The sequence below is a fragment of the Streptomyces sp. B6B3 genome (assembly GCF_039871525.1).
In the GTDB taxonomy this organism is placed as follows: Bacteria; Actinomycetota; Actinomycetes; order Streptomycetales; family Streptomycetaceae; genus Streptomyces.
The window spans coordinates 234,020-258,841 of the sequence record NZ_JBDPLU010000010.1; the positions used below are offsets into that span (position 1 = coordinate 234,020).

Sequence of the window (24,822 nt, forward strand, 5' to 3'; positions counted from 1 at the left end):
GTGATCCGCGTCAGCCGCGGTGGTGGGCGAGGGCGGCGACGGCGAGCGCGGCTCCCGTCGCGGCCAGGGACGAGGCGTCGCCGCCGAGCGTGAGCAGGGCGGCGAACAGGACGGTCGGGCCGAACTCCATCGCGGTGTTGAGCAGGCCGCCGGCGAGCCCGGTCTGCTCCCGCGGCACGCCGTCGGTGGCGAGGACGGCGGCCCCCGCGAAGGACGCCGCGACGCCGGCCGGCAGCAGCACCAGCCCGGGCAGCGGCCCGTAGGCGTACGGGATGGCCGCGTCGAGCCCGGTGAGCCCGAGCAGGACCAGCCCGGCCGCGCCGGTGCCGAGCCCGGCGGCCGTGACGGCCCGGGGTCCGTACCGGCCGATGAGCGGTCCGGCCGCCCGGCCCGACGCGATCAGCGCGACGGCGAACGGCACGAAGGCCGCCGAGGTCTGCGACGGTGACCAGCCGCGCTCCTGCTGGAAGTGGAGCGAGAGGAGCACGAAGGTGATCGCGGTCCCGCAGGCGCTCAGGGCGATCGTCGCGAGGGCGAGGGCGCGCCGCCGGTCGAGCAGGAAACGGGGTGGCAGCAGCGGGTCGCGGATGCGTCGTTCGGCGAGGAGGAACGCGCCGAGCAGCGCGGCCCCGGCGACCAGCGGCACGAGCACACCGGCCGACGACCAGGGCCGGGCGTCGGTGACGACGAGCGCGTAGCTGCCGAGGGTGAGCCCGCTCGTGGCGAGCAGCGCACCCGGCAGGTCGAGCGTCCTGCCCCGGTTCGGTGCCGTGTCCGGCAGCAGCCAGGGCGTGAGGCCGAGCGCCACGACCGCCACCACGAACGGTGGCGCGAAGGTCCACCGCCAGGACAGCGCCTCCGCGAGCGGGCCGGAGAGCAGGTTGCCCGCGGTCGCGCCGAGCACCGAGAGCCCGCCCCAGGTGGCCATCGCGTGGCCGTACGCGGCGGGGGAGGGGAAGACCGCGCGCAGCACGGCCATGGCCGCGGGCGCGACCAGGGCCGCGCCCGCGCCCTGGGCGAAGCGGGCGGCGAGCAGCGCCTCGAAGGTGGGCGAGAACGGGGCGGCGGCCGAGGCGGTGGCGAAGAGGAGGAGACCGGCGGCCAGCACGCGCCGACCGCCGTAACGGTCGGCCAGACGACCGCCGAACAGCAGGAGGCCGGCGAAGGTCAGTCCGTAGGCGGCGCTGAGCAGGATCAGGTCGGCGCGCTCCAGGCCGAGTTCGCGCCCGATCTCGGGCAGCGGCACGCCGATCGCGGCGAGCGTGAAGATCAGCGTGGCCTGGACGCCACCGAGCAGGACGAACGCGCGTCGCCGCCGCGTGGCGGTGACACCGGTGGCATCGACGGTGAGGTCGGTGGCGGTCATGCTGCCCTCCTGATATTTGACCGATCGATCCATAATTTGGGCATGCGGCGGTACGGCGGTACGGCGGTGCGGTGGAGGAGCGGGCGGGTTCGGTTCAGTCCAGCAGGGCCAGGGCCTGTTCGGCCGCGTCCCGTACCCGGGCGGGATCGTTCGACGCCTTGCCGACGATCCGGAGGCCCTGCAGGAGGACGAGCAGCATGCGGGCCAGTGCGCGTGGATCACGGTCCTCGGGCAGTTCGCCCTGGGCCCTGGCGCGCACGAGGGCGGAGTGCAGCGGGGTCTCCAGATGCTCCCAGCTGATCTCGACCCGGCGGGCCGCCGCGGGGTCGTGCGGGGCCAGTTCGGCGGCGGTGTTGGTGACGAAGCAGCCCTTCCTCCGGCACTCGGGGGAGACGGCCTCCTCGGCGAAGCGACGCACCACCGCCCGCACCGCGGGCAGGATGGGCCCCGGCTGGGCGAGCTCGGTGAGGAGCAGCGGGTCGCGCGTCTCGGTGTACCGGTCCAGCGCCTTCAGGTACAGCTCGTGCTTGCTGCCGAAGGTCGCGTAGAGGCTGGCGCGCCCGATGCCGAGGTGCTCGACCAGGTCCGCCATCGACGTCGCCTCGTAGCCGCGCAGCCAGAACAGCTCGAGCGCCGACTGCAGCGCGGCGTCCGGATCGAACTCCTTGGTCCGTGCCATGCGGCAGACACTAGCCCTCACTGGAACGATCGGTCAAATAATGATCGGTGCGCCTGGCCCGGTGAACCGCTGCGCCGCTCCCGTCGTACACGGCTCTACCGGTGCCCTCGGCCGTCTCGCTGGGCCGATCCGCGGGTCACCGGGTGAGGGCGCCGGTGACGAGGCCCGGACGCGGGGACGCGGGCCGGGAGCACGAGACTCCGGTGATCGGGGAGAGGAGCAGGGATGCGCAGGAAACCGTCGTTCGGCCGACGCCGCGGCGTGGAGTCGGAAGACGCCGACGAGGCCGTGATGACCCGGCTGTACCGCGAGCATCACGACGCGGTGCTGGCGTTCGTCCGTCGCTACGTGAGCGACCGGCACCGCGCCGAGGATCTGGTCCAGGAGGTGATGATGCGCACCTGGCGCAGCCTGGACTCGCTGGACACCTCGGCGGCGACCGTCCGCTCCTTCCTCTTCACCATCGCCCGCAACGTCGTCACCGACGCATGGCGCGCCGAGCAGCGCCGGCCCCGGCTGGTGTCCGACGACCCGGCCGTGGCGAGCGCGCCGACGACCGACGAACTGGAGCGGGTCATCGACGGCTGGCTCGTCGCCGAGGCACTCGACCGGTTGTCGGCCGAGCACCGCGATGTCGTGACGGAGCTGTACTACCGGGGGCGTTCCGTGCGGGACGTCGCCGAGCGGCTGATGCTGCCGGAGGGCACCGTGAAGTCTCGTGCCTACTACGCCGTGCGCGCGCTGCGCGCCGCCTTCGAGGAGATGGGAGTCCTGCGATGAACAGCCACGACGACACGCACCTGTTGCTCGGCGCCTATGTCCTCGGCGGGCTCGACGCCGCCGATCGGCGCAGGGTGGAGGCGCATCTGGCCGGCTGCGCCGCCTGCCGTGACGAGCTGGCGGACGCCGAGCCGCTGCACGACCTGCTGCGGAGCCTGCCCCCCGAGGCGGCTGGCAGGGCACCCGCCAGCCGGCCGGAAGCCACACCAGGTCTCGACAGTCTGCTCCACACGCTGCGAGCGGAGAAGGTGCGCGCCAGGCGACGCGGCCGCCAACTCATGGCGTCCGCGGCGGCCGTGGTGCTCCTGGCCCTGGGTGGGCTCGGCGTCACCCTGCTGCGCGATGCCGAGACGCCGGGCGGCACGCCCTCCGGGCCGTCGGTCTCGTTCGTCGCCGGGGGCGAGACCGCGACGTCAGGACGGGCGGTGCTCACCGGCAAACCGTGGGGCACCGAGGTGGACGTGCAGCTGGCGGACCTGCCCGCCGGCGGGCCGTTCGTGCTCGAGGTGACCGGCATCGACGGCGCCGTCGAACGAGCCGCCACCTGGTCGGAGACCGCCGCCGCGGAGGCCAGTCTCGTCGGCGCGAGCTCGCTGCGCCCGTCGGACATCGAGGTGATGCGCGTCGTGGACCACGAGGGACGGACGGTCGCGACCGCCCGTCCGTGACCTGTGCGACCGGTGCGACCGGTGCGATCCGGAAACCGGTCACCGCGTTGAACCGGGCCGCGGCAGCGGACGTACACCCCGCCGTACGCAGCCGGAACCACCGACGCTGACCAGACAAGGACGGGGAGATCATGATGACGATGACGACGAGGTACCGCCGTACGGCCGGTGCGGCACTCGCCGTCGCGGCACTCGCCGCGGCCACCACCTCGGCGACCACCACGAAGGCGTTCACCACGACGGCGACGGCGACGGCGGCGGCCGCGGCCGCCGCGGCGACCGACGCGGCGGCGAACGTTCCGGAGACCGAGGCGCGCCACGCGGGGTGGGCGCCGTCCGTGGAGATCCTCTCGCCGCGACACGGCGACCGCACGGGCACCGACGGAGCCAACTGGATCGTGGACCTCAACGTGACCTACCCGACGGGCACCTCGGGCTTCACCACCGCCCAACTCACGGGTCCCGGAGCGCACAACGAGACTGATCCGCTGCCTGGCACCTTCGGTCCCGGCCAGGACGAACGCCTGCCCGGCGTGGTGGTCCTGGCGTCCACCACGTCGGGGTTCTCCGGCCCCGGCACGAATCTGGCCAATCTGTTCAACATCACCGCGCTCACGGACAAGAACCGCTCTACCACGACCATCCAGGACACCTGGATCGTGGGCGCCCCGCTGTTCGGCACCGATGTCGACAGCGTCATCACGGTGGCCGTGATCGACGATCTCGACTACGACGGCGTCTACGACGACGCTCCCGCCACCGTTCCGGACGCCAACGAGGACGGATGCGTCGACGCCCGGGACCTGCGCGAGCTCGGCGTCGCCAGCAACGTCGCCACCGCCCGCGTCCACATCAACGGCGACGTGACGCCGTAGGGCGAACACGCGGAGCCGCCTGATCGGAGGCCGGCCGTCCGGGGATGTGCTGTCCCCGGACGGCGGCGCCCCCTGGTCCCCTCACCCGTCGTGCCCGGGCTCCCGGGGGGACGTCAGTCGTGCGGCGGAGAGAGAGTGCCCGCGCCGGCGCCCGCGGTCACCCGCGACTTGATGACGTCGCACGGTTCGGCGACGTAGTCGTACGGGATCGATCCCGCGCTGCCGCGGGTCAGCAGCTCGCCCGAGTTGACGAGGCAGTTGTCCCGGGCCTCCAGGTTGCCGAACTGGGTGTCGACCACGTCGAGTTCGGTCGGGACGGCGATGTTCTCGAAGTAGTTGCCCTCCAGCAGGATCGCGGCGTCCGAACTGGACCTGACGCCGTACTTGCTGACGTCGACGTAGTAGTTGTTGTAGACGTGTGCCTGGTCGCCGAAGCGCACCCACGGATTGCGCTCGACCGTGCCGTCGAAGAAGTTGTGGTGGTACGTGACGTCCAACCGGCCGATGTCCTGCGCGCCGTTGTCCGGGCTGTGGCCCACCAGCATGTTCTTCCCGTGCGTGCTGTGGTTCCAGGAGACCGTGACGAACGACGAGCCGCGCTTGACGTCGGCCGCGCCGTCGTAGCCGCTGACGAACGTGTTGTGGTCGACCCAGACGTGGTGGGAGAACATCTGGATGTTGATCGCGTCGTCGGCCCAGTCGTCGAACGTCAGGTTCTGGATGATGACGTTGTGCACCGCGTCGTCCGGCGGCTCGGTGACGCTGTCGTCGACCGGCAGCCCGATGTTCAGCCCGCCGCCGGTCAGCCCGGCGTCGGAGCCGCGCCCGACGATCGTCTTGTCCGAGGTCACCTCGTGCATCGGTCCCGGCAGCGCGATCGTCCCGTCGACCTGGATGATCAACGGGCCCTCGAACGCGATCGCGTCGAGGAACGCGTCCGCGGTGCTCACCGTGACCGTCTCGCCGCCGGCTCCGCCGGTGGTGCCGTCCTGACCCCACCCCGGCACCGAGGCCCAGCCGTCGGCCGCGCCCACGGCGCCCGTCGCCCGTTCCGCCGCGGGGTCGGCGCCGGCCGGGGACGGGACGAGCGTCACCGCCACGGCGGCGGCCAACGCGCCGGCGACCAGCCCGCCGAGCCGCGTTCGTCGGCCGTTGGATCCGGAATGTCTCATGAGTGGCCTCCCTGAGGGCGTCGAGATCGACCCGCCGGCCGGTCGGCCCGCCGGGGACGGCGAGGGTGGCGGCGCTGCCTACCGGGCGGCGGTGTGTAGGGGAACCTGTCTCGAAGCCTGTGGGCCATAACGCGGAGCGTGTGGACGGGACCGCTTGGGCGCGGCGGCGTCACCGCAGGAGCGTCGCCCAACCGTCCAACGACCGCAGCACCCGCGGCATCTCCCGGGCGGCCGAGGCCACGATGCGCCGCCCGAAATCCCGCCGCGCGGCGTCGGCCTGGCGGTGGCCCAGCGCCAGCCACAGGCACCAGGCGATGACCGCGAGCTGGCTGCGCAGCATGCCGGCGAACGCCGAGACGTCGGCCGGGCCGCCCGGGCCGCCCCGGTCGAGATACGCCGCGATCAGCGGTCGCACCATCCGGGGGTCGCCGTCGGCCGTCGGCCCGTTGAAGGGAGTGGCGAACCGGAACCCGACGTTCACGGCCTCCCACCACGGCACGTCCGCCCGCGCCGACTCCCAGTCGATCAGCGCGTAACCGGTCGCGGTGCGCAGCACGTTGGTCCGGGACGTGTCCCCGTGGACCAGAACCGTGCCGGGCTGGCTCCGCCGCGCCTCCCGGACCCGGCCGGTCGCGTCCTCGACGACCGGCAGCAGCGAACGGGCCGGCCCGGCGACCGGACTGTCGCCCGCCTCCGCCTCGGCCACCCACTCGTGCCAGTCGGACAGGGGATGCAGCGCGGGCTCGTCCTCGGGGCCGAGGTCCGCCGCCGTGTCCAGCAGCGCGATCCGGCCCAGCGCGTCGCCCGCCCACGCGGCCGCGTCCGCCCCGGCTCCGGGCCGCCGCAGGTCGTGCCCCTCGAGCCACTCGCTCACCCGGACCAGCGCGTCCCCGTGCGGGTTGTGCCAGTAGCCGACGGCCGGGGAGGGCGGCGCCACCGGTCGCGGCATCGGGATGCCCGCCCGCCAGGCCGCGCTCTCCAGCGTGTGCACCCGCCACGCGTGCCGACGATGCCAGTCCCCGAGCAGCCGGCCGCTCCTGACCACCCACCGCCCCCGGACGGTGGTCAGCACCCGACTGTCCGACGGATGGTCGCCGTTGGCCAGCGGCCGCCACTCCCCGACCGGCCGCCCCAGCCCGAAAGCGGCCGCGACCCCGGCGGCGTCGATGTCCACCGCCATAGTGTCCGTCCGCCGCGGGAACGACGCACGCGGTTTCCCACCCGGGGCCCTGTCCGTCGGGCGGCCCCCGAGCCCGCGGGCCCGCTGTCGCCGGTGCTGCGTACACTCGCCGGGCGCGAGGGGTTCGTGCGGATCGGAGGGGACATGGCGCTCGGCGCGGGGATGAATCTGGGCAACGCGCTGGACGCCCCGCCGGGGAGCGAGCACGCGGTGTCGCCTCGGGGGCGGTACTTCGACGCGATCAGGGACGCCGGGTTCGACACCGTCCGGCTGCCGGTGGCGTGGGCGTGGCATGCCGCGGAGGCCGCTCCGTACGTCGTCGAGGAGGACTTCTTCCGGCGCGTCGACCGGGCCGTGGACGCGGCGCTGGCCCGCGGGCTGAACGTCGTGCTCAACGTGCACCACTACCACCAGCTCACCGACGCGCCGGACGAGCAGGCCGAGCGGTTCCTGGCGCTGTGGCGGCAGATCGCCACGCGCTACGCCGACCGGCCGGCACCGGTCCACTTCGAGTTGCTCAACGAGCCGCGCGCCGCCCTGACCGCGGAGCGCTGGAACGCCCTGCTGCCCCGAGCCCTGGCCGCCGTGCGGGAGTCGAACCCCGAGCGCACCGTGCTCGTCGGGCCCGCGGAGATGAACGACATCCACGCGCTGCCGAAGCTCCGACTGCCCGACGACCCGCACCTGATGGCGACCATCCACTACTACGCGCCGTTCCCGTTCACCCATCAGGGCGCGCACTGGGTCGAGGGATCCGCTCCGTGGCTCGGCACGACCTGGGGCGGAGCGGCCGATCGTGGGGCCGTCGCCGACGACCTCGCGCTGGCCGCGGCCTGGGCGGCGGACCACGGGGTCCCGATGTTCGTCGGCGAGTTCGGCGCCTACGAGCGGGCGGATCCGGACTCCCGCGCCCGGTGGACCGCCTGGGTGCGGGAGTGCGCCGAGCGCCTGGGGCTCGCCTGGGCCTACTGGGAGTTCGGCACCGACTTCGGCGCCTACGACCGCGCGACCGACACCTGGCGGGAGCCCCTGCGCCAGGCCCTGCTGCCCGCCCGCTGAACCGGGGCCGGCGAACCGCGGTCAGCCGCGGAGGCCGAGGTGGATGCCGCCGCTGGCGTCGAGGGTCTGGCCGGTGATCCAGCGGCCGTCGTCGGAGGCGAGGAAGGCGACGGCGTCGGCGACGTCCTCGGCCCGGCCGAGGCGGTTGAGCGCGGTCTGGCCGGTGAGGAACTCCGCCAGGCCCGGGGCCTCGAAGAAGGCCGCGTTTGCGTCGGTCCGGGTGGCGCCGGGGGCGACGGCGTTCACCGTGATGCCGCGGGTGCCCAGCGCGCTGGCCAGGGTCAGGGTCATCGTCTCCAGCGCGCCCTTGCCCATGGCGAAGGACGTCTGGCCGGGGTTGGCCACCCGGGTGGCGACCGACGTCAGGGTGATGATCCGGCCGCCGTCGGGCAGCAGCGGGAGCGCCCGCTGGATGAGGAAGTACGGCGCCCTGACGTTCACCGCGAAGAGGCGGTCGAACTGCTCAGGGGTGTCCGTCTCGATCGGGCCGCCCGGGGCGGCCGCCGCGTTGTTGACCAGGATGTCCAGCGGTCGCCCGGCCAGCCCGCGCTCCAGACCGGTCATCAGGGTGTCGACGTCCCCGTCCGTGCCCAACTCCGCCCGGACGGGGAAGGCACGCCCGCCGGCTCGTTCGATGCCGGCGACCGTCTCGTCCGCCCCGGAGGCGTCGCCGCCGTAGTGCACGGCGACGTCCGCGCCGTCGCCGGCGAGGCGCTTGGCGATGGCCCGCCCTATGCCGCGCGAGGCCCCGGTCACCAGGGCGGTCCTGCCGGTCAGTCTGCTCATGTCCCTCACCCCTGCGATGCGTGTGGCAGTGCTGGTAGTGCTGGTAGTGACTACCAAAATGTTAGTCACTACCAGTACGGTACCGTATCACTCATGAGTGGTGAGGGGCCGAGCCTGCGGGAACGCCGGCGGGCGGAGACCCAGCGCATGATCCAGGCGCGGGCGATGAGGCTGTTCGCCGAGGACGGCTACGACGCGACCACCGTCAACGACGTCGCGCGGGCGTCGGGCGTGTCGACGATGACCGTCTACCGGCACTTCCCGACCAAGGAAGACCTGGTGCTCCACGACCGGTACGACCCGCTCATCGCGGCCCGGGTCGCGGCCCGGCCGGCCGACGAGCCGCTGGTGCGTCGGATCGGGCGGACGCTGGTCGAGACGACCCGGGTCGTCGTCGGTCCCGCCGACGAGGGCACGGGAACGCCCCCGGTGCCCGAGCGGGACCTGCTGCTCGCCCGCCTCCGGCTGATGATCGACACGCCGGCCCTGCGCGCCCGGCATCTGGACAGCCAGTACGCCACCCAGAAGGCCATCGTCGACGCCCTGCTCGGCGACGCCCCCGACCCCGACGCGGAGTTCCGCACCTGGGTCGCGGCCAGCACCTGCCTCGCCGCCATGCACGTCGCCCTGATGCGCTGGGCGCAGGAGGACGGGCGCCCGGACCTGCCGGGACTGATCGCCGCCGCCCTCGGCGCGGCCTTCGGCGACGATTTCGGTGACGACTTCGGCTGAGAACCGCGCCGACGACCCGGACGGGCGTCGTCCGGAAGCGCCGGTTCCCGTCATGCCCGCCGACGTCTTCCGGCAACTGACCGAGCACGCCGCCTCGTTCGTCAGGGCGCTCGGTCGGCGTAAGGCGGCCGTGGGAGGCCCCCGGCTGCGGGAGGATCCGCTTCCGCCAGGGGAGGGCGATCCCTACTCCACCCCCCGCCTACCAGCGCCAACCGTGCGGTGACCCCTGGTGAGGTTCGGCTACTTGCTCCGCAGCGTCCCCAGGGGGGTGGGATCCTCCTCCAGCGCGGTGGCCGCCGCCTTCCAGGCGGTGTCCCCGGGGTTCAGGGCGCTGCGCAGGAAGGCCGAGGTGAGCCGCTGGACCAGGGCGACGCGCGCCGGGTTCTCGTCCGTCGTCTCCGCGGCCGCGTACCCGCTGATGCCGCCGAGCGAGTGCTCCGCGCCGGACAGGGTGAGCAGGCTCTTGTCGCCCGGGCTGTGGGTGTAGGGGTCCGTGAACCAGTCGGGGCCGCGGGTGGACAGCGAGGACTGGTCCCGGTCCCCGGCGACGATGAGCGCCGGTGTCGTCATGGCGGCGAAGGACGGCCGCATGAAGGGGAGATGCTCGGCGGCGAACGGGGTGAGGTCGTCGCCCAGGCCGGGCAGCGCGAGCAGCACGCCCGCCGAGACGCGGGCGTCGGACCAGTCCTCGCCGGGCACGCCGTCGGCGTCGAGGACCCGGGCGCCCAGCAGCGTGCTGGCCGTCTGGGCTCCCCAGGAGTGGCCGGCCACCGCGACGCGGCCCGGATCGAGGCGGTCGCCGAGGCCCGGCACGGCGGCCCGCAGCCGGTCGAGCCCGTCCAGCACCCGCGTGAGGTCCTCGATCCGAATGCGCCAGACGCGGGGGGTGCGCGGGTCGTCGGCGGGAAGGTTGAGGGTCCTGGAGTCGAGGTGGGTGGGCTGCAGGACGACGAAACCGTGGGCCGCCCAGAAGTCCGCCAGCGGGGCGTAGCCGTTCATCGACTGCCCGAAGCCGTGCGAGAAGACGATGACCGGAAGATCGGCTCCGGTGGCGGGGGGGGACACGCGGACCTGGAGACCGGTGCCGCGACCCGGAGCGGGCAGCGTCACCGGGCCCGCGGATATCACCGTGGGCGGCGGGTCCGCGATCGGCCGGGCGACGGGGGTGGTGGGGTCGGACATGGGTGTGCCTTCCGTTTGGTCGTCGGTCCCGGGTCTGCCAGAATGAGCGAAACGGAACGTCGCTCCACAAGACGATACGGAGCGCTGTTCCGCTTTGCAAGTGACGGGAAGGATCGCCGCGGTGGACGACAGCGGTCAGAGCACGGGAAGCGCGGCCGGATCCAGGCGCAAGGACGCCCGGCGCAACAAGCAGACGCTGCTGGACGCGGCCGCCGCGGTCTTCGTCGCCTCGGGCGTGGAGGCGCCGGTGCGCGACATCGCGGCCAGGGCCGGCGTCGGCATGGGCACGGTCTACCGCCACTTCCCGACCCGGGCGGACCTCATCATCGCCGTCTACCGCCACCAGGTCGACGCCTGCGCCGCCGCCGGGCCCGCGCTCCTGGCGAGCTCCGCCACGCCCTACGCCGCGCTGGAGCGGTGGATCAACCTCTTCGTCGACTTCCTGGTCACCAAGCACGGACTCGCCGGCGTGCTGCAGCCCGACAACGCCGGTTTCGACACGCTGCACGCCTACTTCCTCGACCGGCTCGTGCCCGTGTGCGACGAACTGCTCGACGCCGCGGCCGATCGCGGCGAGATCCGCCCCGGCCTCGACGGCATCCAGCTGATGCGGGCCGTGGGCAACCTGTGCATCGGCGCGGGCAGCGATCCGCGCTACGACGCGCGCCGGATGGTCGGCATCCTCGTCGCGGGACTGCGCCGGCCGGAGCGGTCGGACGGAGGCCCTACCGCGTGACCACCATGGAGAACTCGTAGAGGTCGCCGCGGCAGAGCGACTCGCCGTACTCGACGATATGACCCGTGTCGTCGAAGGTCGTGCGGCGGACCAGCAGGGCGGCGGAGCCCTCGCGGACGTCGAGCAGCCGCGCCTGGCGTCCGGTGACGTTCACCGCCCGGATCTGCTGGGCCGCGCGGACCACCCGGACGCCGTGCGCGGTCCGCAGCGCCTCCGACAGCGATCCGGTCAGCCGCGTCGCGTCCAGCGTCGGGAAGCGCTCGGCGGAGAGGTAGACCGTCTCCAGGCAGACCGGGAAGTCGTCGCCCAGCCGCAGCCGTTCGATGCGGTGCAGTTCGCTGCCCGGGTCCACGCCAAGGGCCGTGGACTGGTGCAGGTCCGCCGCGACGCGCTCGGCGCCGAGCAACTCCGCGCTCGGCCGGTAGCCGCGCGCCCGCAGGTCCTCGGAGAACGACGTCAGCGCCGAGGTCTTGGTGATCTGCGGCTGGCAGACGAAGGTGCCCACCCCGCGCACGCTGCGCACCAGCCCGTCCTCGCGCAGCGCCTGCAGCGCGCGCCGGGCCGTCGCCCGGCTCACCCCGTAACGCTCCGCCAACCGGCGCTCCGTGGGCAGCGCCTCGTCCGGACGCATCCGGGCGATGTCGGCCTGCAGCTGCCGCCGCAGCGTCTCGTGCTTGTACGTGTCCTCGGCTGTCACGTCTGTCGCGTCCGTCGCCCCGTCCGTCACGTCCACTCCGTGGTGTCGCACACCTCTGCTAGCCACGATTGTCCCCCGGCCGGTACCGGGCGAGGAGCCCGCGCGCCACGGCGGCCGTCGTCTCGGTGGCGGGCGGGGGCGACGCGGTCCCGGCCGCGCCCGCGACCCAGCGCTCCTCCCAGTCGACCAGGGACGCCTCGAAGCCCTCGGCGTCGAACGCGGCGCCCACCCGGAGCGCCCGCGCGACCTCCTCGCACCAACGCCGCCAGCGCGGCAGGTAGAAGGAGCCGACCAGACCGGCCCAGTGCCGGCCCGCGTAGTCGTGCAACTCGCTGTGCGGATGGCCCCAGACCGTCAGGATCCGGCGGGCGTTCGCGTCGTACAGCGCGGCCTCCTCCGGTGTGGTGGCCCAGCCGGCGGCGTCGGCCAGCCAGCCGTCCAGGCGGTACTCGGGCCGGGTGGACAGCAGGTCGTCCAGGTTGGCCAGGACCGCGAGCAGCTCCGCCGCGGCGGTCGCGAACGCGTCGGCGTCCCGCACCAGCGCCGCGTCGGCCGCGCGTCGTTGCCGGGCGCAGGCCAGATGCGTCAGCACCTGCGCGGTCACGTCGCAGAGGTCGCGGCCGAGCGGACCCGCGTCGACCTCGGGCAGGTCCGCCGGGGCCGTCTCGTCCGCCGCGTCCGCGAGCAGCCGCCACGCCTCGGCCAGGCCCGGCGGCACGACGGGGGAGGCGTCGGTCGGCAGATGCGGGGGCGGGGTGGGGCGCAGGTCGCCGGCCAGCGTGGGGCGGCAGAGGACGACCGAGGCGGGCGGCCCGGGCCCGTCCACGGCGTAGACCGTGTCCCGCAGCAGCTCCCAGGCGCGCCGCAGGCCCGGCGTCGTTCGGCCGTACCGGCACGCGGTCCACTCCGCCAGCCAGCGGGACATGTCGGGGACACCGCCGAACCAGCCGACGTCCGCCAGCAGTTCGTAGAGCACCGGATCCCCGCCGAACGCCTCCATGCTGGCGCCGACCCCGGCCAGCGACCCGCCGACCGGGTCCGCCCCGGCGAGCGCGGGCGCGGCGGCCACCTCGTCCAGCCGGCCGTAGAGCCCCGGCCGCCCGCCGAGGCTGTGCAGCATGCACCACACCCACGGCTTGCCGTGATATCCGCCGGCCCGCCGCCAGACCGGCTGGTGCTCGGCCCACAGGTCCAGGACCAGCATCCGGTCGTCCGGAATGGCGCCGAGGAACGCCGCCGTGCGGTCGGCCGTCCAGTAGTCGGCCAGATAGGAGAAAGGCCACGCCTGGAGCACCCACACGGCCCGGTCGTCCGCCGCCGTCATCGTCCCGTGCACGGCCCGCGCGACACGGGCCACCTCGGCCGGTTCGGTCACCGGCGGCGTGGTCTCGATGAACGGGTCGGCGGCGTACAGGTGGTCGGTGCCGAACAGCCGGGTCTGCTCGGTCAGCAGCGCCGTGCCGAACTCCTCGAACAGCGGGTCGCGCGGGTCGAGCATCGAGACCTCGAAGTCCCACCACGGCAGGGACGTGGCGCGCGCCCCGCGCCGCCGGACCAGCTCGGCCGGCAGATGCCCGGAGAAGCCCTGGAGCACCGGACGCTGGCCGAGCTCGCGCTCGCGGTCCAGAACGCGTCGGCCCAGATCCGCGTGTCCCTCGATCCAGCCCCGCGGCAACGGGCCGCCCCAGCCGGCGGCCGAGGCGAGCCAGTTCCACGGGAGGTAGGCCGGGCCACCGAGGAAGTCCCGGGCGGCGGCGTCGTCCAGTCCCGCGCCCAGCAGCGTCCGGTACCAGGCGGCCTCGGCGCCCGTCATGGCCAGCGGCGTCGTCACGCCGTGCAGCGCCATCCAGTCGATGTGCCGCTCCCAGCGCGCCCAGTCCCAGAACGCGGTCGTGTAGCCGAAGGTGCAGACGTTGAAGTGGTAGCGGTGCCGGTACGGCGAGACGATCCGGGCCTCCGTGCCGGTGCGCGGCAGCCGGTCCGGCAGCCGGGGCGCCGGCGCGTCCCAGGTGACCTGGGTCCGGCAGGCGGTCCGCAGGTACCAGCGCAGCGCCGAGGCGACGGCGACGCCGCTGGAGCCGCGCAGCGCCACGCCGCCGCCCGCCGCGGCGTCGACCTCGAACCAGTCGGCCCCGGCTCCCGACTCGGTCTCCGCCCCGGGCGCCACCTCGACCGTGAACGCCCCGGCCCGGTCCCCGAGGACCCGCCGGAGCAGCCGTCCGGCGGCCTGGCCCTGCCGTTCGCCTGGCGTCATCACGCGACCCCCGCTCTCCCCGTGCTCGCTGTGGTACGTACCACGGTCTGTCAGGCTAGGCAGCCACGGAATCGTGGTCAAGGGCTGAACTGCGCTAATGGCGATCGATGCACGGGGTCTGGTGCGTTCGTGGGGCCGCTGGTATGGTCCAGACCTCTTTCACCGGTACGGACCACAGGACGGCAGGATGCGAGCGACGACGCGGGCGGCGGAACGGGCCGAGGGCACCGCCGCGCGGCGCCCGGTCACGGTCGCCGTGGACGGCGGCAAGTCCGGCTGCCGCGCCGCGCTCTACGTGGCCGGCGCGCGGCTGGCGAGCGTCGCCGGGCCCGGCCTGCCGCACCCCGCCGAACCAGGCGCCCCCGAGGCGATCGCCGCCGCGGTGGGCGCGCTGACCGGCCGGCTGCCGGATCCCGCGCGGCGCCCGGACACCCTGGTCGCCGGGCTGACCGGCGTCACCGAGGACCCGGCGAGCGCGGCCGGCCTGCCCTGGCTGCTGGCGACGGCGACCGGCGCCGTCACCGCGCTCGTCTGCGGCGACGTCGTCACCTCGTACGCCGGCGCGCTCGGCGCCGTCCCCGGCGTGGTGCTCGCCGCCGGCACGGGCACGGTGGTGCTCGGCGTCGGCGCCGACGGGCGAACCGCCGTCGTCGACGGCTGGGGACACCTGCTGGGCGACGCGGGGAGCGGCTTCGACATCGCGCGCCGGGCGCTCGACCTCGCGCTGCGCGCGGAGGATGGCCGCGCGGGCTCGACCGGCCTGCGGGACCTGGCCGTGCGCCGGTTCGGGCCGCTGGGCGGCCTGCCGGGGCGGCTGTCGGCGGCCGAACGGCCGGCCGAGGCGGTGGCGGCGTTCGCCGCGGACGTCGCCCGGGCCGCCGCGTCCGGCGACCCGGCCGCCCGCGACCTCCTCGCCGACGCCGGCCGCGACCTGGCCCGCGCGATCGCCGCGGCGGCCCGACGCGCGTTTCCCGAAACGGCGGAGCCGGTGCCGGTCGCCTGGACCGGCGGCCTGGTCCGCGCCGGCGCGATCCTCACCGGGCCACTCACCGAGGAACTGGCCGCCCTGCTGCCGCACGGCGCACCGCGACCGGCGCGCGGCGACGCGCTCGACGGCGGCCTTGCCCTCGCCCACGATCCCGGCCCGCTCCGCGGGCTGCTGCACCCGCACCACACCAGCACGACACCCTCAGGGGGCCACCCGACGATGCCCACCCACGAGTCCGGCCATGCGGCCGGCAAGGACCCGGCCGGCCTCGGCCGTTCCGGCGGCCCGGAGCCCGTCGGAGCCGCGTCCCCCGGCGGCACCGGCCGCCGGTCGTCCAGCGGCGGTGCGCCCATCAGGGCGGACTCGGCGACACCCGCTCCGCCACCGGCCGCCGCGGCGCCGCGGAGCGCAGGGAATACCGCCGAGCAGCCGGATGACCTCGCCGGCCGCGCCGGCACGACCGAATCCGGCGAGCGACCGGGTGAGCCCGGCGACTCCACCGGGTCAGGTCGCCCGTCGCCTGCTGACGGCCGGTCAGCCGCGTCGGGCGGAGGGGACGTCGCGGCTGCGGCCGGTTCCGGTGACGGCCCTGGCCGGATTGGCGGCCCGGGTTCGGGAGATGCCGCGGTCCCTGCGGCGGCGAGCAGATCGTCGGCTGCCGGCGACGCGACCGGCGTTGCCGCGCGGGCCGGGGTCGGTGCGCCGGAGGCGGCCGGTGGGGAGCTCGCCGATGTGGCGTACCTCGACGCGCTGCGGGCGAACCTGGGGGTGCTGGTCGCCGCCGAGCGGCCGGCCGTCGAGCGGGCCGCCCGGGCCATCGCGGGGAGCATCGCCGCCGGGGGAGTGGTCCACTACTTCGGCAGCGGCCACTCGCAGCTCGTCGCCCTGGAGCCGCTCCAGCGCGCCGGCGGCCTCGCGCCCGTCAACGTCATCGCCGACCCGGCGCTGTCCCCGCACGCGCCCCGGCACGCGGGCGCGGCCGAACGCGTCGCCGGCTACGCGGCCGCGATCCTCGCCACCGCCGACATCCGCGCCGGCGAGGTCGTGGTGGTGGTGTCCAACTCCGGCATCAACGCCGTGCCGATCGAGTTCGCCCTCGGCGCCCGCGAGCGCGGCGCGACCGTCGTCGCCCTCACCAACCGGGCGCACTCCCTGGCCGCCGTGCCCCGGCACGCCACCGGGCGGCGCCTGCTGGACGTGGCGGACATCGTCATCGACACGCACGGCCGGCTCGGCGACACGGTGGTGCCCGTCGCCGACGTCACCGTGGGCGCGCTCTCCACGGTCGTGGGGGCCGCCCTCGTCAACGCCCTGACCTGTCGCGTCGCCCAGCTGCTCGCCGAGGAACACGGGCAGTCGCCGCCGTTGCTGATCAGCCAGAACGCCGAGGGCGACGCCGAACGCCACAACAGCGCCCTCCTCGCCCGCCACCGCGACCGCTGCCCGACCGGCTGACCACCCGCCACCCACCGATCCCGACACCGCCCCGTCGCCACCAACACCGCCCCAACGATCCCCGCCGCCACACCCAACGATCTCCCCGACACCTGCCCGCCGCCACCACCACCGCCACCACCGACGCCGGCGCACACGCGCCCCCGCCTTCCCGCCGATCACGACGCCACCGCCGCGTTCCCCGGACCGCACCGCGGCCGGACCTCGCCAACGGCCGCGTCATCCCGCACCTCGATCCCCATCAGGTCCCCCACGAACCCACTCATCAGGCCCTTTCCCAAGAATGGAGGCACGGTGTCCCCACCGACCCGCCCCCGCCGACCGCGCGGCACACGCGGCAAGCGCCTTGCGGCGGCTGGCGCCGCGGCACTCGTGCTGCCGCTCGCCGCCTGCGAGGCGCTCACCCCGGGCAGCGCGGCCGAGGCGCCGGGACCGCGCAGCGCGCCGTCCTCGACCGCCGTGCCGGACGAGGACATCACCCTGCGCCTCCAGTTCGCCGACGCCCCGCTGATGGTCGACGCGCTGATCGCCGCGTTCGAGGAGGACCATCCGCGGATCACGATCGAGCCGGAGTTCAAGCAGTTCAACGACTACGTGAAGAACCTCAAGCTGACCATGACGTCCGACACCGCGCCGGACATCGCCCAGTACGCGGTCGGCATGAGCGACCTCGCCGAGGACGGCTACGTGCTGGACCTCGCGCCGTACCGCGACGCGTACGGCTGGGACGAGGCGGTGCCGCCGGTCAGCCTGGACCAGCTCACCGCGGGGCTCACCAGCGAGGCCACCGGCGGCCACGCCCTGTTCGGCGTCCCGGCCGGCCTGTCGATGACCGGCATCTACTACAACAAGGACCTCGCCGCGCGGGCCGGGATCGACGGCCCGCCCGCCACGCTGGCCGAGTTCGAGGACCAGCTGGCCGCCGCCCAGGACGCGGGCCTGACCCCGCTCGGCGTCGGCGCGCTGGACACCGGCGGCCTGCACCTGTGGGCCGCGCTGCTGAACCAGAGCATGCCGACGGACGACTACTGGGACTGGGTGAACGGCACGCCGGGCGCCACCATCGAGACCGACGGCGCGATCGACGCCACCGAGCGGGTCATCGACTGGGGGAGCCGCGGCTACTACAACGACTCGGCCAACGGCACCGCGCAGGGGGACTCCACCGCCCAGTTCACCCAGGGCGACAGCGTCTTCCTGGTCAACGGCAACTGGGCCGCGGGCCAGCTGGCCACGGTCATGGGCGACAACGTCGGCTTCTTCCCGCTGCCCGGCGAGCGGCCCGGCGACCCAACCGTGGCGTCCGGCTTCAGCGTCTCCTACGCGGTCTCCTCGCAGACCGAACACCCCGAGGCCGCCGGCGCGTTCCTGGACTTCATGACCTCGCCCGAGGCCAACCAGATCATCGCCGACAACGGCTTCCTGCCGACGAACCCCGAGGCCGTCGCCGACCCCGAGGGCGTGCTCGCCGACGTGGCGGCGGCTCACCGGGAGGCCGTGACGGACGACGGCATCACCACGTTCCCCGACTTCGCCGCTCCCGCCATGCTCGACGCGCTGCGCTCCGGCGTGCAGAAGCTCGTGGCGGACCGCGTCGACCCGGCCGACTACCTCGACTCTCTCCAGGACGTGTGGGATGAACAACACGCGGACTAGGCCGGCACCGGCCCTCCACACCACCCGCGGGCGCGGCCGGTGGCGCGGCTACCTGTACGTGCTGCCCGCCCTCGCCGTCTACCTCGCCTTCGCGGTGCTGCCCGCGCTGCACACCGCCTACCTCTCCTTCTTCGACTGGGACGGCGTCACTCTCGGCGAGTGGGTCGGCCTGGACAACTACCGGGAGATTCTCCTAGAAGATCCGGTGCTGCGCCGGTCGGTGCTCAACGCCCTGGTGCTGGTGGCGTTCTTCTCGCTGCTGCCGATCGCGTTCGGCCTGGCCATGACCGGTCTGCTGGCCCGCCACCGGCGGCCCGGCATGGGCGCGTACCGGTTCCTGTTCATGCTGCCGCAGGTGGTGCCGCTGGTCGCGGTGGGCGTGACCTGGCGCTGGCTGTACGGGGACGACGGCCTGGTGAACCAGACGTTCCGCGCGGTCGGCCTGGACGGCGTGACCCGGGCCTGGCTCGGCGACTTCGACGCCGCGCTGGTCGCCGTGGGCCTGGTCGGCACCTGGGTGCTGAGCGGCCTGTGCATGATGCTCTTCCTCAGCGGCGTGCAGAAGGTGGACCCGAGCCTCTACGAGGCCGCCCGGCTGGACGGGGCGGGCCCCGTGCGGGAGTTCGTCTCCGTCACCCTGCCGCACCTGCGCGGCGAGGTGGCCGTCGCGATGACCGTGACCCTGGTGGCCGCGCTCGCCAGCTTCGACATCGTCTACGTGACCACCAACGGCGGCCCGGGCGAGCAGACCACGGTGCCGGGCCTTCTCGTCTACCGGCTGGCGTTCTCCGACGGGCGGGTGGGCCTCGCCGCCGCCCTGGCCGTCGTGCTGAGCTGCCTGATCCTCGTGCTGGTCTACGCCGTCAACCGTCTGTCCAGGCCGGAGAGGGCCGAGTGATGAGCACCGCCACGAACACCACCGCGACCGACACCGTCGACCCCCGCGCCGCCCGCCGCCCCGCCCGTTCCGGCGCCGCCGCCGGCGGTTCCGCGAACACCGCCACCTCCGCGGAACGCTGGTCCGGCTACGCGCTGCTGACCGTGCTGGCGATCGCCGTGGTCATCCCGTTCCTCAGCGTCTTCCTGGCCTCGGTGCAGCCCGCCGGCACGCCCGTGGTGGGCCTCACCTGGCCGGAGCGCTGGAGTTGGGACAACTACGAGGCGGCGTGGTCGGTGGCCGGGTTCTCCGACCTGATCCGCAACAGCCTGGTCATCGCGCTCGGCGTGGTGCCCGCCTCCCTGGTCCTCGCCACGCTCGCCGGCTACGCGCTGGGCACGATGCGCCTGCCGGGCGGCGACGCGGTCGCCGGCTTCTTCGTCGCCGGCCTCACCATCCCGGTGGAACTGGTCGTCGTCCCCCTCTACTTCGACCTGCGCGGCGTCGGCCTGACCAACTCCTACCTGGGCGTCATCCTGGCGGAGATCGCGCTGTTCATGCCGTTCAGCGTCTTCTGGATGCGCACCCACTTCCTCGCCACGCCGCCGTCGCTGGTGGAGGCGGCCCGCATCGACGGCGCCTCCAGCGGCGCCATCCTGCTGCGGATCCTGCTGCCGCTGGCCCGGCCGTCGCTGATGACCCTGGGCCTGCTCGTCTTCATGTGGTCGTGGAACCAGTTCCTGCTGGTGCTGGTGCTGATCCAGGACACCACCAAGCACACGGCGCCGGCCGGCCTCGGCTTCTTCGTCGGGCAGAACAGCACGGACATCCCGACCCTGGCGGCCGGCACGATCATCGTGATGCTGCCGATCCTGATCCTCTTCGCGGTCTTCCAGCGCAGCTTCATCGCGGGCCTGCTCCAGGGCGCGACCAAGGGGTGAGGCCGGGGCCGGGGGCCGCTGTGTCCTGCGTCACACGCGACCGCGGCGATAACCATCCGGTGACTGGATCGAGAGTGTGGGCCGTAACCCGGACGGCAGGCGCATACTGGTGGAGATGACGAAACCAGCATTCCGGCGCCACCTGCCGTCCAGCCCCTTCAAGGCCCCGGCCGCGCCGCACCCCAAGCAGTTCTCCGTGGGAGACCGAGTGACGCACGACGAGCACGGCCTCGGCTGGGTCGTCGGCGCCGAGGGCGAGACCGCCGTGCTCGTCGATTTCGGTACCGCCCGGACACGGATCACATCCCCCTTCAGCAAGATGACCAAGCTCTGAAGGGGCCTCGGACGAGGCACCGCCCGACGTCCAGCCGTGGCGTGGCATGGGTCCGCGCCGGCCGCCCTCCGGGGCGCCGGAGCCGACTCGTCACCACGTCGCGCCGTTAACCCTGTCCAGGACCGAGTCCACCACCGAAAGTGGGAAGCCCCATCGATACGTTCTCGCTCTTCTCCGAACCGGAGCCGGCCGTCCCGCACACCGTGACGGCACCGCGACCTCCGGTGACGAACCCCTTCCAGGCTCCGGACTTCGGTGCGGCCGACGAGGCCCCCGCCCCCGAGCCCTCCACCCGACGCACCGGCCGCGATCGAAGGGCACCGTCCCCCGGGTAGGGACGCGGCGGTGCGGCGCGGCCCGTGAGCGTCCGAGGGGGCGTACGGGGGCGTGACCGGCGGAGTGAGGTGGGCCTACGATCCGACGATGACGTCTTCAGCGGCACGTCGCCGTCCGCGGGCCCGCCTCGTTGTCCTGCTCGTCACCGTCGGCCTGGCCGGCGCCGGACTCTCCCCCGCGTCCGGCGCGGTCAGCTCCGAGGCGGTCACATCCGAGGCGGTCACATCCGAGGAGGGCGCCGGCGCCACCGCGGCGGAGACCCTGGAGGTCGGGGTCACCCACACCCAGCAGAGCGTGGACGGCCAGGCCGAGTCCCGGGCGCGGGCCGAGGAGATCCTGACCACCGTCGGCCCGCTGCAGAACCAGCATCTGATGGGCTGGGGCACGGAGAATCCCGAGCCGGAGCCCGGCGTGTACGACTGGGCGAGCATGGACGAGCGCATGGACCTCATCGAGCGGACCGGCGGCGAGGCCGTGATCACGCTCTGCTCGGCGCCCGGCTGGATGAAGGGCACCGACGACTGGGACATGGACGCCGCGCCCACCCCCGAGCACTACGACGACTTCGCGGACCTGGCCGTGGAGACCGCCAGACGCTATCCGCAGGTGCGGTACTTCCAGGTGTGGAACGAGTTCAAGGGCTTCTGGGACGACGAGCGCAACCGCTGGGACCACGAGGGCTACACCGAGCTGTACAACCTGGTCTACGAGCGCCTGAAGGCGCACGACCCGGACCTGATGATCGGCGGCCCCTACGTGTCGTTCAACGTGTACCGGGACCAGGACCAGATGAGCCATCCCTCGTCGCTCACCGGTGACTGGGGCACGGTCGACCAGCGCGATCTGGACGCCGTCGACTACTGGCTGGAGCACAGCGTCGGCGCCGACTTCCTCACCGTGGACGGCTGGGCCAGCACCAACGACGGCTACCACCCGCCCGCCGACCGGGCCGGCGACATGTTCCGCGCGGTCTCCGCCTGGCTCGGCGGCCGCGCCGACCTGCCCATCTGGTGGGCGGAGTTCTACGCGCCGCTTTCGGCGGACGGCCCGGAGAGCAGCCCGGCGGCCATCCGCTCGGTGCTGGACGGCATGCGCGACGGCGGCGCGGACGTCGCCCTGTGGTGGGGACCCGAATGCGACGGCTCGGGGTTCCCGTGCGTCTGGACCTCCACCCGCCAGGCGGGCGGCGGCGAGCCCACCGACTACCTCCCGGTCCTGCGCGACTTCGCCAGGCCCTGACCTGCGGGCCGCCGGCGCCACGGCATCCGGCTCCACGGCAGGGCGAGGTCGTCCTGGTCGGTCACCTGGTGCGGTGCGAGCCGGGCCAGGGGGGCCGCCTCCCGGTGTCGCGCGAAGACCGCGTCGGTGTACCGGTGCCCGGTGTCGGCGGCCACGAACACCACCGTGCGACGCGGGTCGCGGTCGCGTTCCCAGCGGGCCGCCAGGTAGCCGGCGCCGGTGGACAGCCCGGCGAACACCGCGTGCCGGCGCAGCAGGTCGACGCTGCCGGCGAGGGCGGCCTCGAAGGCGGTGAAGTGCAGGGTGTCGTAGAGCGCGTGCCGGACGTTGCCGAACGGGATGGAGCTGCCGATCCCGGCGATGATGATCTCGGGGTCGGCGACGTGGGCGCTGCCGAAGGTGACGCTTCCGAAGGGCTGCACGCCGACGAGTTCGGTGTCCGGCGCGCGCTCCCTGAGGTACGTGGCGAGGGCACCGGTGGAGGCGCCCGAGCCCACGCCGCCGACGAGCGTGAGCGGCGTCGCGTCGCCCAGCTCCGCGTGCAGCCGCTCGGCGACCGCGCGGTAGCCCAGATAGTGCACCTCGTCGTGGTACTGCCGCATCCAGTGGTGGTCGGGGTGGTCGCGGAGTATCTCCTCGACGCGCCGGACGCGCCGGCTCTGGTCGAGCTTGAGGTTGGCGGTGGGCGCCATCTGCTCCAGCCGGACCCCGAGCACGGCGAGCTGGGCGCGCAGGGTGGCGTCGACGGTCGCGGAGCCGACGATGTGGCAGCGCAGGCCGTAGCGGTGGCAGGCGAGCGCCAGGGCGTAGGCGTAGATGCCGCTGGAGCTGTCCAGCAGGGTGTCCCCTGGACGGATCCGGCCCTGGTCCAGGAGATGGCGCACGGCGGCCAGCGCGGAGACGACCTTCATCGTCTCGAACCGCAGGCAGCACAGGCGGGGTTCGAGGCGGATCAGGTCGGGGCGGGCGAGCGCCTCCGCGACGTGGTCGAACACGTGGGGTCTCCCTCTCGTGCGGACGTGGGGGTGGCCGTGACCGTGGCCGGGGCCGTGAGGGCGGTCGGCAGCGCGGGCGCGGGCGGATGCGGACGGGTGGCGAAGAGGGCGCCGGGCGTCAGGCCCTCGTTCGCCAGATCGCGCGCGCAGCGCCGCAGCTGGCGGTCCAGGTCGGGGGAGCGGGCGTCGAACAGCAGGCCGGCCACGCTGCCGCTGTGCGCGACCTGCACGCCGACCGCGCCCGCCGCCGCGGCGAGGGACGTAAGCAACGGCAACTCCTCCTTGGGCAGCAGCCGCTGGTGGCGGCGCGCGCTGGCGGTGCAGACGTGCCCGAGCAGCACCGGGTCGGCGGCGGCCACGGCCCGGCGGAGCAGCGCGCGCAGCCGTTCGAAGGCCCGCACGTCCCGTTCGCCGTAGCGGTCCGCCGGCACGCTCAGCGTGTCCACGGGCCGTCCGCCGCCGGTGGCGCAGCCGAGCACCACGACCGGCGGCAGCGCGGCGCCGAGCACCTCCAGAACGCGTCCCTCGCGCTGCGCGAAGAGCAGCGGACCGCCGTCCAGCATCAGCGGGTCCGAGGCGCGTTCGACGCGCACCGCCAGCTCCGCGATCGCCGCGGGCGGCAGCCGCGTGCCGAAGCTGGCGGCGACCGCCCGCACGGCGGCGATGACGTCGCTGGTGGACGAGCCCATGCCGCGGCCCACCGGCACCCCGCCGCGCAGTCGAAGTCGGCCGCCGCAGGGCGGCCGGCCGGTCCGGCGGGCGCATTCCGCGACGGCGAGCGCTGCGGCCCGCCGGGCCCGGGTCCGGTCGGCGGGGAGCACGGCGAGGTCCTCGGGCGGGGTGCCGGGTCGGCGCTCGAACTCGGCGCGGCTGCCGACGCCGGGCACCGGCAGGGTCACCAGCCCGAGGCAGCGGGCCCCGCGCCGGTCGCGGAAGACGCCCTGGAGTATCTCCCCGTGGTGGCAGGCGGCGTGGCCGGCGCCGGTCGCCGTCATCCGGCGCTCCCCGGCGCGGTCGCGCGGTACCGGTAGAGCACCGTCGGCTCCGCGCTGAACTGCGAGAACGGGAACGGCTCCGCCGACAGCGCGGTGACGCCCGCGCCCAGGAACGCCCGGGCCACGGCGCTTCCCGTCTGCGCGTAGACGACCAGCGGCAGCCCGCGCTTCCGGCAGCGCCGCAGGATCGCGTCGAACGTGCCGTTGCCCAGCGTCATTCCGGTGGCGACCACCGCGTCCGCCGCGTCGAGCACCTCGGCCATCGAGTCGGTGACCGGGTCGCCCCACCGGGTGGTGCGCAGGTTGAGGTCGCAGGGCAGGCAGTCGCCGCCGCGTTCGCGGATGGCCGCGACCAGCGGGTTGACGACGCCGATGAGGGCCACCCGGGCGCCGGGCCGGATGTCGAGAAGCCCGGCGACCGCCGCGTCCCTGGCCTCTGCGCGCACCTCCGGCGGCCCGGCGGGCAGGGTGACCGGCTCGGCGTCCGGGGCGTCGCGGTGCGGGCGGCCCTCGGCCAGGTAGGCGTCGAGCGCGGCGATCCGGAGCGCCGGGGGCGCCTCGCGGAGCAGCGCGTCCAGCGGGCTGCCCGAGGCGTCCGCGCAGACCGCCGGGTCGATCTCGCCGGCCTCGAACGCGCAGGCGCCGAACGAACCGCCCACCCGCACCAGCACGTAGTGGTTGCGGTAGGTGGTCCCGCCGCCGGCCAGCCGGGTGCCGTGGTGCAGCCAGAAGACGCTCGTCGCCACCCGGGTGGCGGGCGGCGGACCCAGGTCGCCGGCCAGCACGGCGGCGTGCAGTTCGGCCACGGTCCGGAGGGCGAGCGACGGTGAGGCGTTCACG

The 24,822-nt window shown here is 74.3% G+C and carries 23 protein-coding genes; 12 read left to right on the forward strand and 11 right to left on the reverse strand.

The features are described 5' to 3' along the window. Positions 1-10: 10 nt before the first annotated feature. Entirely contained in the window at positions 11-1,366 is a 1,356-nt protein-coding gene (locus ABGB06_RS22010) for an MFS transporter (RefSeq protein WP_347591988.1), read from the reverse strand. Between the two features lie 94 nt (positions 1,367-1,460). Beyond that, positions 1,461-2,045, reverse strand: a complete 585-nt coding sequence (locus ABGB06_RS22015; RefSeq protein ID WP_347591990.1) for a TetR/AcrR family transcriptional regulator — start codon at positions 2,043-2,045, stop codon at positions 1,461-1,463. A 225-nt stretch (positions 2,046-2,270) separates the two neighbouring features. Here ABGB06_RS22015 and ABGB06_RS22020 point away from each other — a divergent pair, with 225 nt between their 5' ends. The 3 genes from ABGB06_RS22020 (at position 2,271) to ABGB06_RS22030 (ending at position 4,368) form a co-directional block, all read left to right on the forward strand. Beyond that, on the forward strand, positions 2,271-2,825 hold the full coding sequence (locus ABGB06_RS22020; protein ID WP_347591992.1) for a sigma-70 family RNA polymerase sigma factor: 555 nt from the start codon (positions 2,271-2,273) through the stop codon (positions 2,823-2,825). After that, positions 2,822-3,493 (forward strand): zf-HC2 domain-containing protein, encoded by a 672-nt coding sequence (locus ABGB06_RS22025; RefSeq protein WP_347591994.1) that lies wholly within the window; start codon positions 2,822-2,824, stop codon positions 3,491-3,493. Before ABGB06_RS22020 ends, ABGB06_RS22025 begins: the two co-directional genes overlap by 4 nt. A 140-nt stretch (positions 3,494-3,633) precedes the next feature. Continuing rightward, entirely contained in the window at positions 3,634-4,368 is a 735-nt protein-coding gene (locus ABGB06_RS22030; RefSeq protein WP_347591996.1) for a hypothetical protein, read from the forward strand. Positions 4,369-4,481: 113 nt separating this feature from the next. Here ABGB06_RS22030 and ABGB06_RS22035 read toward each other — a convergent pair whose 3' ends face one another. Further along, entirely contained in the window at positions 4,482-5,540 is a 1,059-nt protein-coding gene (locus ABGB06_RS22035) for a pectate lyase (protein ID WP_347591998.1), read from the reverse strand. Between the two features lie 169 nt (positions 5,541-5,709). Then, positions 5,710-6,714 (reverse strand): phosphotransferase, encoded by a 1,005-nt coding sequence (locus ABGB06_RS22040; protein WP_347592000.1) that lies wholly within the window; start codon positions 6,712-6,714, stop codon positions 5,710-5,712. A 99-nt stretch (positions 6,715-6,813) separates the two neighbouring features. On the opposite strand from ABGB06_RS22040, the gene ABGB06_RS22045 reads away from it, so the two are divergent. Continuing rightward, entirely contained in the window at positions 6,814-7,779 is a 966-nt protein-coding gene (locus ABGB06_RS22045) for a glycoside hydrolase family 5 protein (protein WP_347592002.1), read from the forward strand. A 21-nt stretch (positions 7,780-7,800) separates the two neighbouring features. Here the strand turns inward: ABGB06_RS22045 and ABGB06_RS22050 are convergent, their stop codons facing one another. Next, a complete protein-coding gene (locus ABGB06_RS22050; RefSeq protein ID WP_347592004.1) occupies positions 7,801-8,565 on the reverse strand; it encodes an SDR family oxidoreductase in 765 nt (254 codons plus the stop codon). A 93-nt stretch (positions 8,566-8,658) separates the two neighbouring features. On the opposite strand from ABGB06_RS22050, the gene ABGB06_RS22055 reads away from it, so the two are divergent. Then, positions 8,659-9,297 carry a helix-turn-helix domain-containing protein gene (locus ABGB06_RS22055; RefSeq protein ID WP_347592006.1) on the forward strand — a complete coding sequence of 213 codons (639 nt, stop codon included), beginning with the start codon at positions 8,659-8,661 and terminating at the stop codon, positions 9,295-9,297. 240 nt (positions 9,298-9,537) lie between these two features. Here the strand turns inward: ABGB06_RS22055 and ABGB06_RS22060 are convergent, their stop codons facing one another. Further along, positions 9,538-10,479 (reverse strand): chlorophyllase, encoded by a 942-nt coding sequence (locus ABGB06_RS22060; RefSeq protein WP_347592008.1) that lies wholly within the window; start codon positions 10,477-10,479, stop codon positions 9,538-9,540. 121 nt (positions 10,480-10,600) lie between these two features. Between ABGB06_RS22060 and ABGB06_RS22065 the strand changes: the two genes are divergently transcribed. Continuing rightward, entirely contained in the window at positions 10,601-11,215 is a 615-nt protein-coding gene (locus ABGB06_RS22065; protein WP_347592010.1) for a TetR/AcrR family transcriptional regulator, read from the forward strand. Here the strand turns inward: ABGB06_RS22065 and ABGB06_RS22070 are convergent. Continuing rightward, positions 11,205-11,912, reverse strand: coding sequence for a GntR family transcriptional regulator (locus ABGB06_RS22070; protein ID WP_347592012.1), 708 nt, complete (start codon positions 11,910-11,912; stop codon positions 11,205-11,207). The genes ABGB06_RS22065 and ABGB06_RS22070 overlap by 11 nt on opposite strands. Positions 11,913-11,970: 58 nt before the next feature. After that, entirely contained in the window at positions 11,971-14,166 is a 2,196-nt protein-coding gene (locus tag ABGB06_RS22075; protein WP_347592066.1) for an alpha-N-acetylglucosaminidase, read from the reverse strand. 187 nt (positions 14,167-14,353) lie between these two features. On the opposite strand from ABGB06_RS22075, the gene ABGB06_RS22080 reads away from it, so the two are divergent. The 6 genes from ABGB06_RS22080 (at position 14,354) to ABGB06_RS22105 (ending at position 21,992) form a co-directional block, all read left to right on the forward strand. Next, positions 14,354-16,609, forward strand: coding sequence for a sugar isomerase domain-containing protein (locus tag ABGB06_RS22080; protein WP_347592014.1), 2,256 nt, complete (start codon positions 14,354-14,356; stop codon positions 16,607-16,609). 294 nt (positions 16,610-16,903) lie between these two features. After that, positions 16,904-18,265, forward strand: coding sequence for an extracellular solute-binding protein (locus ABGB06_RS22085; protein ID WP_347592016.1), 1,362 nt, complete (start codon positions 16,904-16,906; stop codon positions 18,263-18,265). Further along, positions 18,246-19,163 (forward strand): sugar ABC transporter permease, encoded by a 918-nt coding sequence (locus tag ABGB06_RS22090; protein WP_347592018.1) that lies wholly within the window; start codon positions 18,246-18,248, stop codon positions 19,161-19,163. Before ABGB06_RS22085 ends, ABGB06_RS22090 begins: the two co-directional genes overlap by 20 nt. After that, positions 19,163-20,083 (forward strand): carbohydrate ABC transporter permease, encoded by a 921-nt coding sequence (locus ABGB06_RS22095; RefSeq protein ID WP_347592021.1) that lies wholly within the window; start codon positions 19,163-19,165, stop codon positions 20,081-20,083. The genes ABGB06_RS22090 and ABGB06_RS22095 overlap by 1 nt, the downstream gene beginning before the upstream one ends. A 115-nt stretch (positions 20,084-20,198) precedes the next feature. Then, a complete protein-coding gene (locus ABGB06_RS22100) occupies positions 20,199-20,417 on the forward strand; it encodes a hypothetical protein (RefSeq protein WP_347592023.1) in 219 nt (72 codons plus the stop codon). A 423-nt stretch (positions 20,418-20,840) separates the two neighbouring features. Further along, positions 20,841-21,992: a xylan 1,4-beta-xylosidase gene (locus ABGB06_RS22105; protein ID WP_347592025.1), complete on the forward strand. Its 1,152-nt coding sequence runs from the start codon at positions 20,841-20,843 to the stop codon at positions 21,990-21,992. On the opposite strand, the gene ABGB06_RS22110 is transcribed toward ABGB06_RS22105, so the two are convergent. The 3 genes from ABGB06_RS22110 to ABGB06_RS22120 are packed head-to-tail and all read right to left on the reverse strand — an operon-like array spanning position 21,956 to position 24,821. Beyond that, entirely contained in the window at positions 21,956-22,987 is a 1,032-nt protein-coding gene (locus ABGB06_RS22110) for a pyridoxal-phosphate dependent enzyme (protein WP_347592027.1), read from the reverse strand. The two genes, ABGB06_RS22105 and ABGB06_RS22110, sit on opposite strands and share 37 nt — an antisense overlap. Further along, positions 22,945-23,982: a GHMP kinase gene (locus ABGB06_RS22115; RefSeq protein WP_347592029.1), complete on the reverse strand. Its 1,038-nt coding sequence runs from the start codon at positions 23,980-23,982 to the stop codon at positions 22,945-22,947. The genes ABGB06_RS22110 and ABGB06_RS22115 overlap by 43 nt, the downstream gene beginning before the upstream one ends. After that, entirely contained in the window at positions 23,979-24,821 is an 843-nt protein-coding gene (locus tag ABGB06_RS22120; protein WP_347592031.1) for a DUF364 domain-containing protein, read from the reverse strand. The genes ABGB06_RS22115 and ABGB06_RS22120 overlap by 4 nt, the downstream gene beginning before the upstream one ends. Position 24,822: the final 1 nt, after the last annotated feature.

What these genes read in the sequence shown, in the direction of transcription:
- ABGB06_RS22010 (WP_347591988.1), bottom strand. Translation starts at nt 1,366, where the DNA reads ATGACCGCCACCGACCTCACCGTCGATGCCACCGGTGTCACCGCCACG.
- ABGB06_RS22015 (WP_347591990.1), bottom strand. Translation starts at nt 2,045, where the DNA reads ATGGCACGGACCAAGGAGTTCGATCCGGACGCCGCGCTGCAGTCGGCG.
- ABGB06_RS22020 (WP_347591992.1), top strand. Translation starts at nt 2,271, where the DNA reads ATGCGCAGGAAACCGTCGTTCGGCCGACGCCGCGGCGTGGAGTCGGAA.
- ABGB06_RS22025 (WP_347591994.1), top strand. Translation starts at nt 2,822, where the DNA reads ATGAACAGCCACGACGACACGCACCTGTTGCTCGGCGCCTATGTCCTC.
- ABGB06_RS22030 (WP_347591996.1), top strand. Translation starts at nt 3,634, where the DNA reads ATGACGACGAGGTACCGCCGTACGGCCGGTGCGGCACTCGCCGTCGCG.
- ABGB06_RS22035 (WP_347591998.1), bottom strand. Translation starts at nt 5,540, where the DNA reads ATGAGACATTCCGGATCCAACGGCCGACGAACGCGGCTCGGCGGGCTG.
- ABGB06_RS22050 (WP_347592004.1), bottom strand. Translation starts at nt 8,565, where the DNA reads ATGAGCAGACTGACCGGCAGGACCGCCCTGGTGACCGGGGCCTCGCGC.
- ABGB06_RS22055 (WP_347592006.1), top strand. Translation starts at nt 8,659, where the DNA reads ATGAGTGGTGAGGGGCCGAGCCTGCGGGAACGCCGGCGGGCGGAGACC.
- ABGB06_RS22060 (WP_347592008.1), bottom strand. Translation starts at nt 10,479, where the DNA reads ATGTCCGACCCCACCACCCCCGTCGCCCGGCCGATCGCGGACCCGCCG.
- ABGB06_RS22075 (WP_347592066.1), bottom strand. Translation starts at nt 14,166, where the DNA reads ATGACGCCAGGCGAACGGCAGGGCCAGGCCGCCGGACGGCTGCTCCGG.
- ABGB06_RS22080 (WP_347592014.1), top strand. Translation starts at nt 14,354, where the DNA reads ATGCGAGCGACGACGCGGGCGGCGGAACGGGCCGAGGGCACCGCCGCG.
- ABGB06_RS22090 (WP_347592018.1), top strand. Translation starts at nt 18,246, where the DNA reads ATGAACAACACGCGGACTAGGCCGGCACCGGCCCTCCACACCACCCGC.
- ABGB06_RS22095 (WP_347592021.1), top strand. Translation starts at nt 19,163, where the DNA reads ATGAGCACCGCCACGAACACCACCGCGACCGACACCGTCGACCCCCGC.
- ABGB06_RS22100 (WP_347592023.1), top strand. Translation starts at nt 20,199, where the DNA reads ATGACGAAACCAGCATTCCGGCGCCACCTGCCGTCCAGCCCCTTCAAG.
- ABGB06_RS22105 (WP_347592025.1), top strand. Translation starts at nt 20,841, where the DNA reads ATGACGTCTTCAGCGGCACGTCGCCGTCCGCGGGCCCGCCTCGTTGTC.
- ABGB06_RS22115 (WP_347592029.1), bottom strand. Translation starts at nt 23,982, where the DNA reads ATGACGGCGACCGGCGCCGGCCACGCCGCCTGCCACCACGGGGAGATA.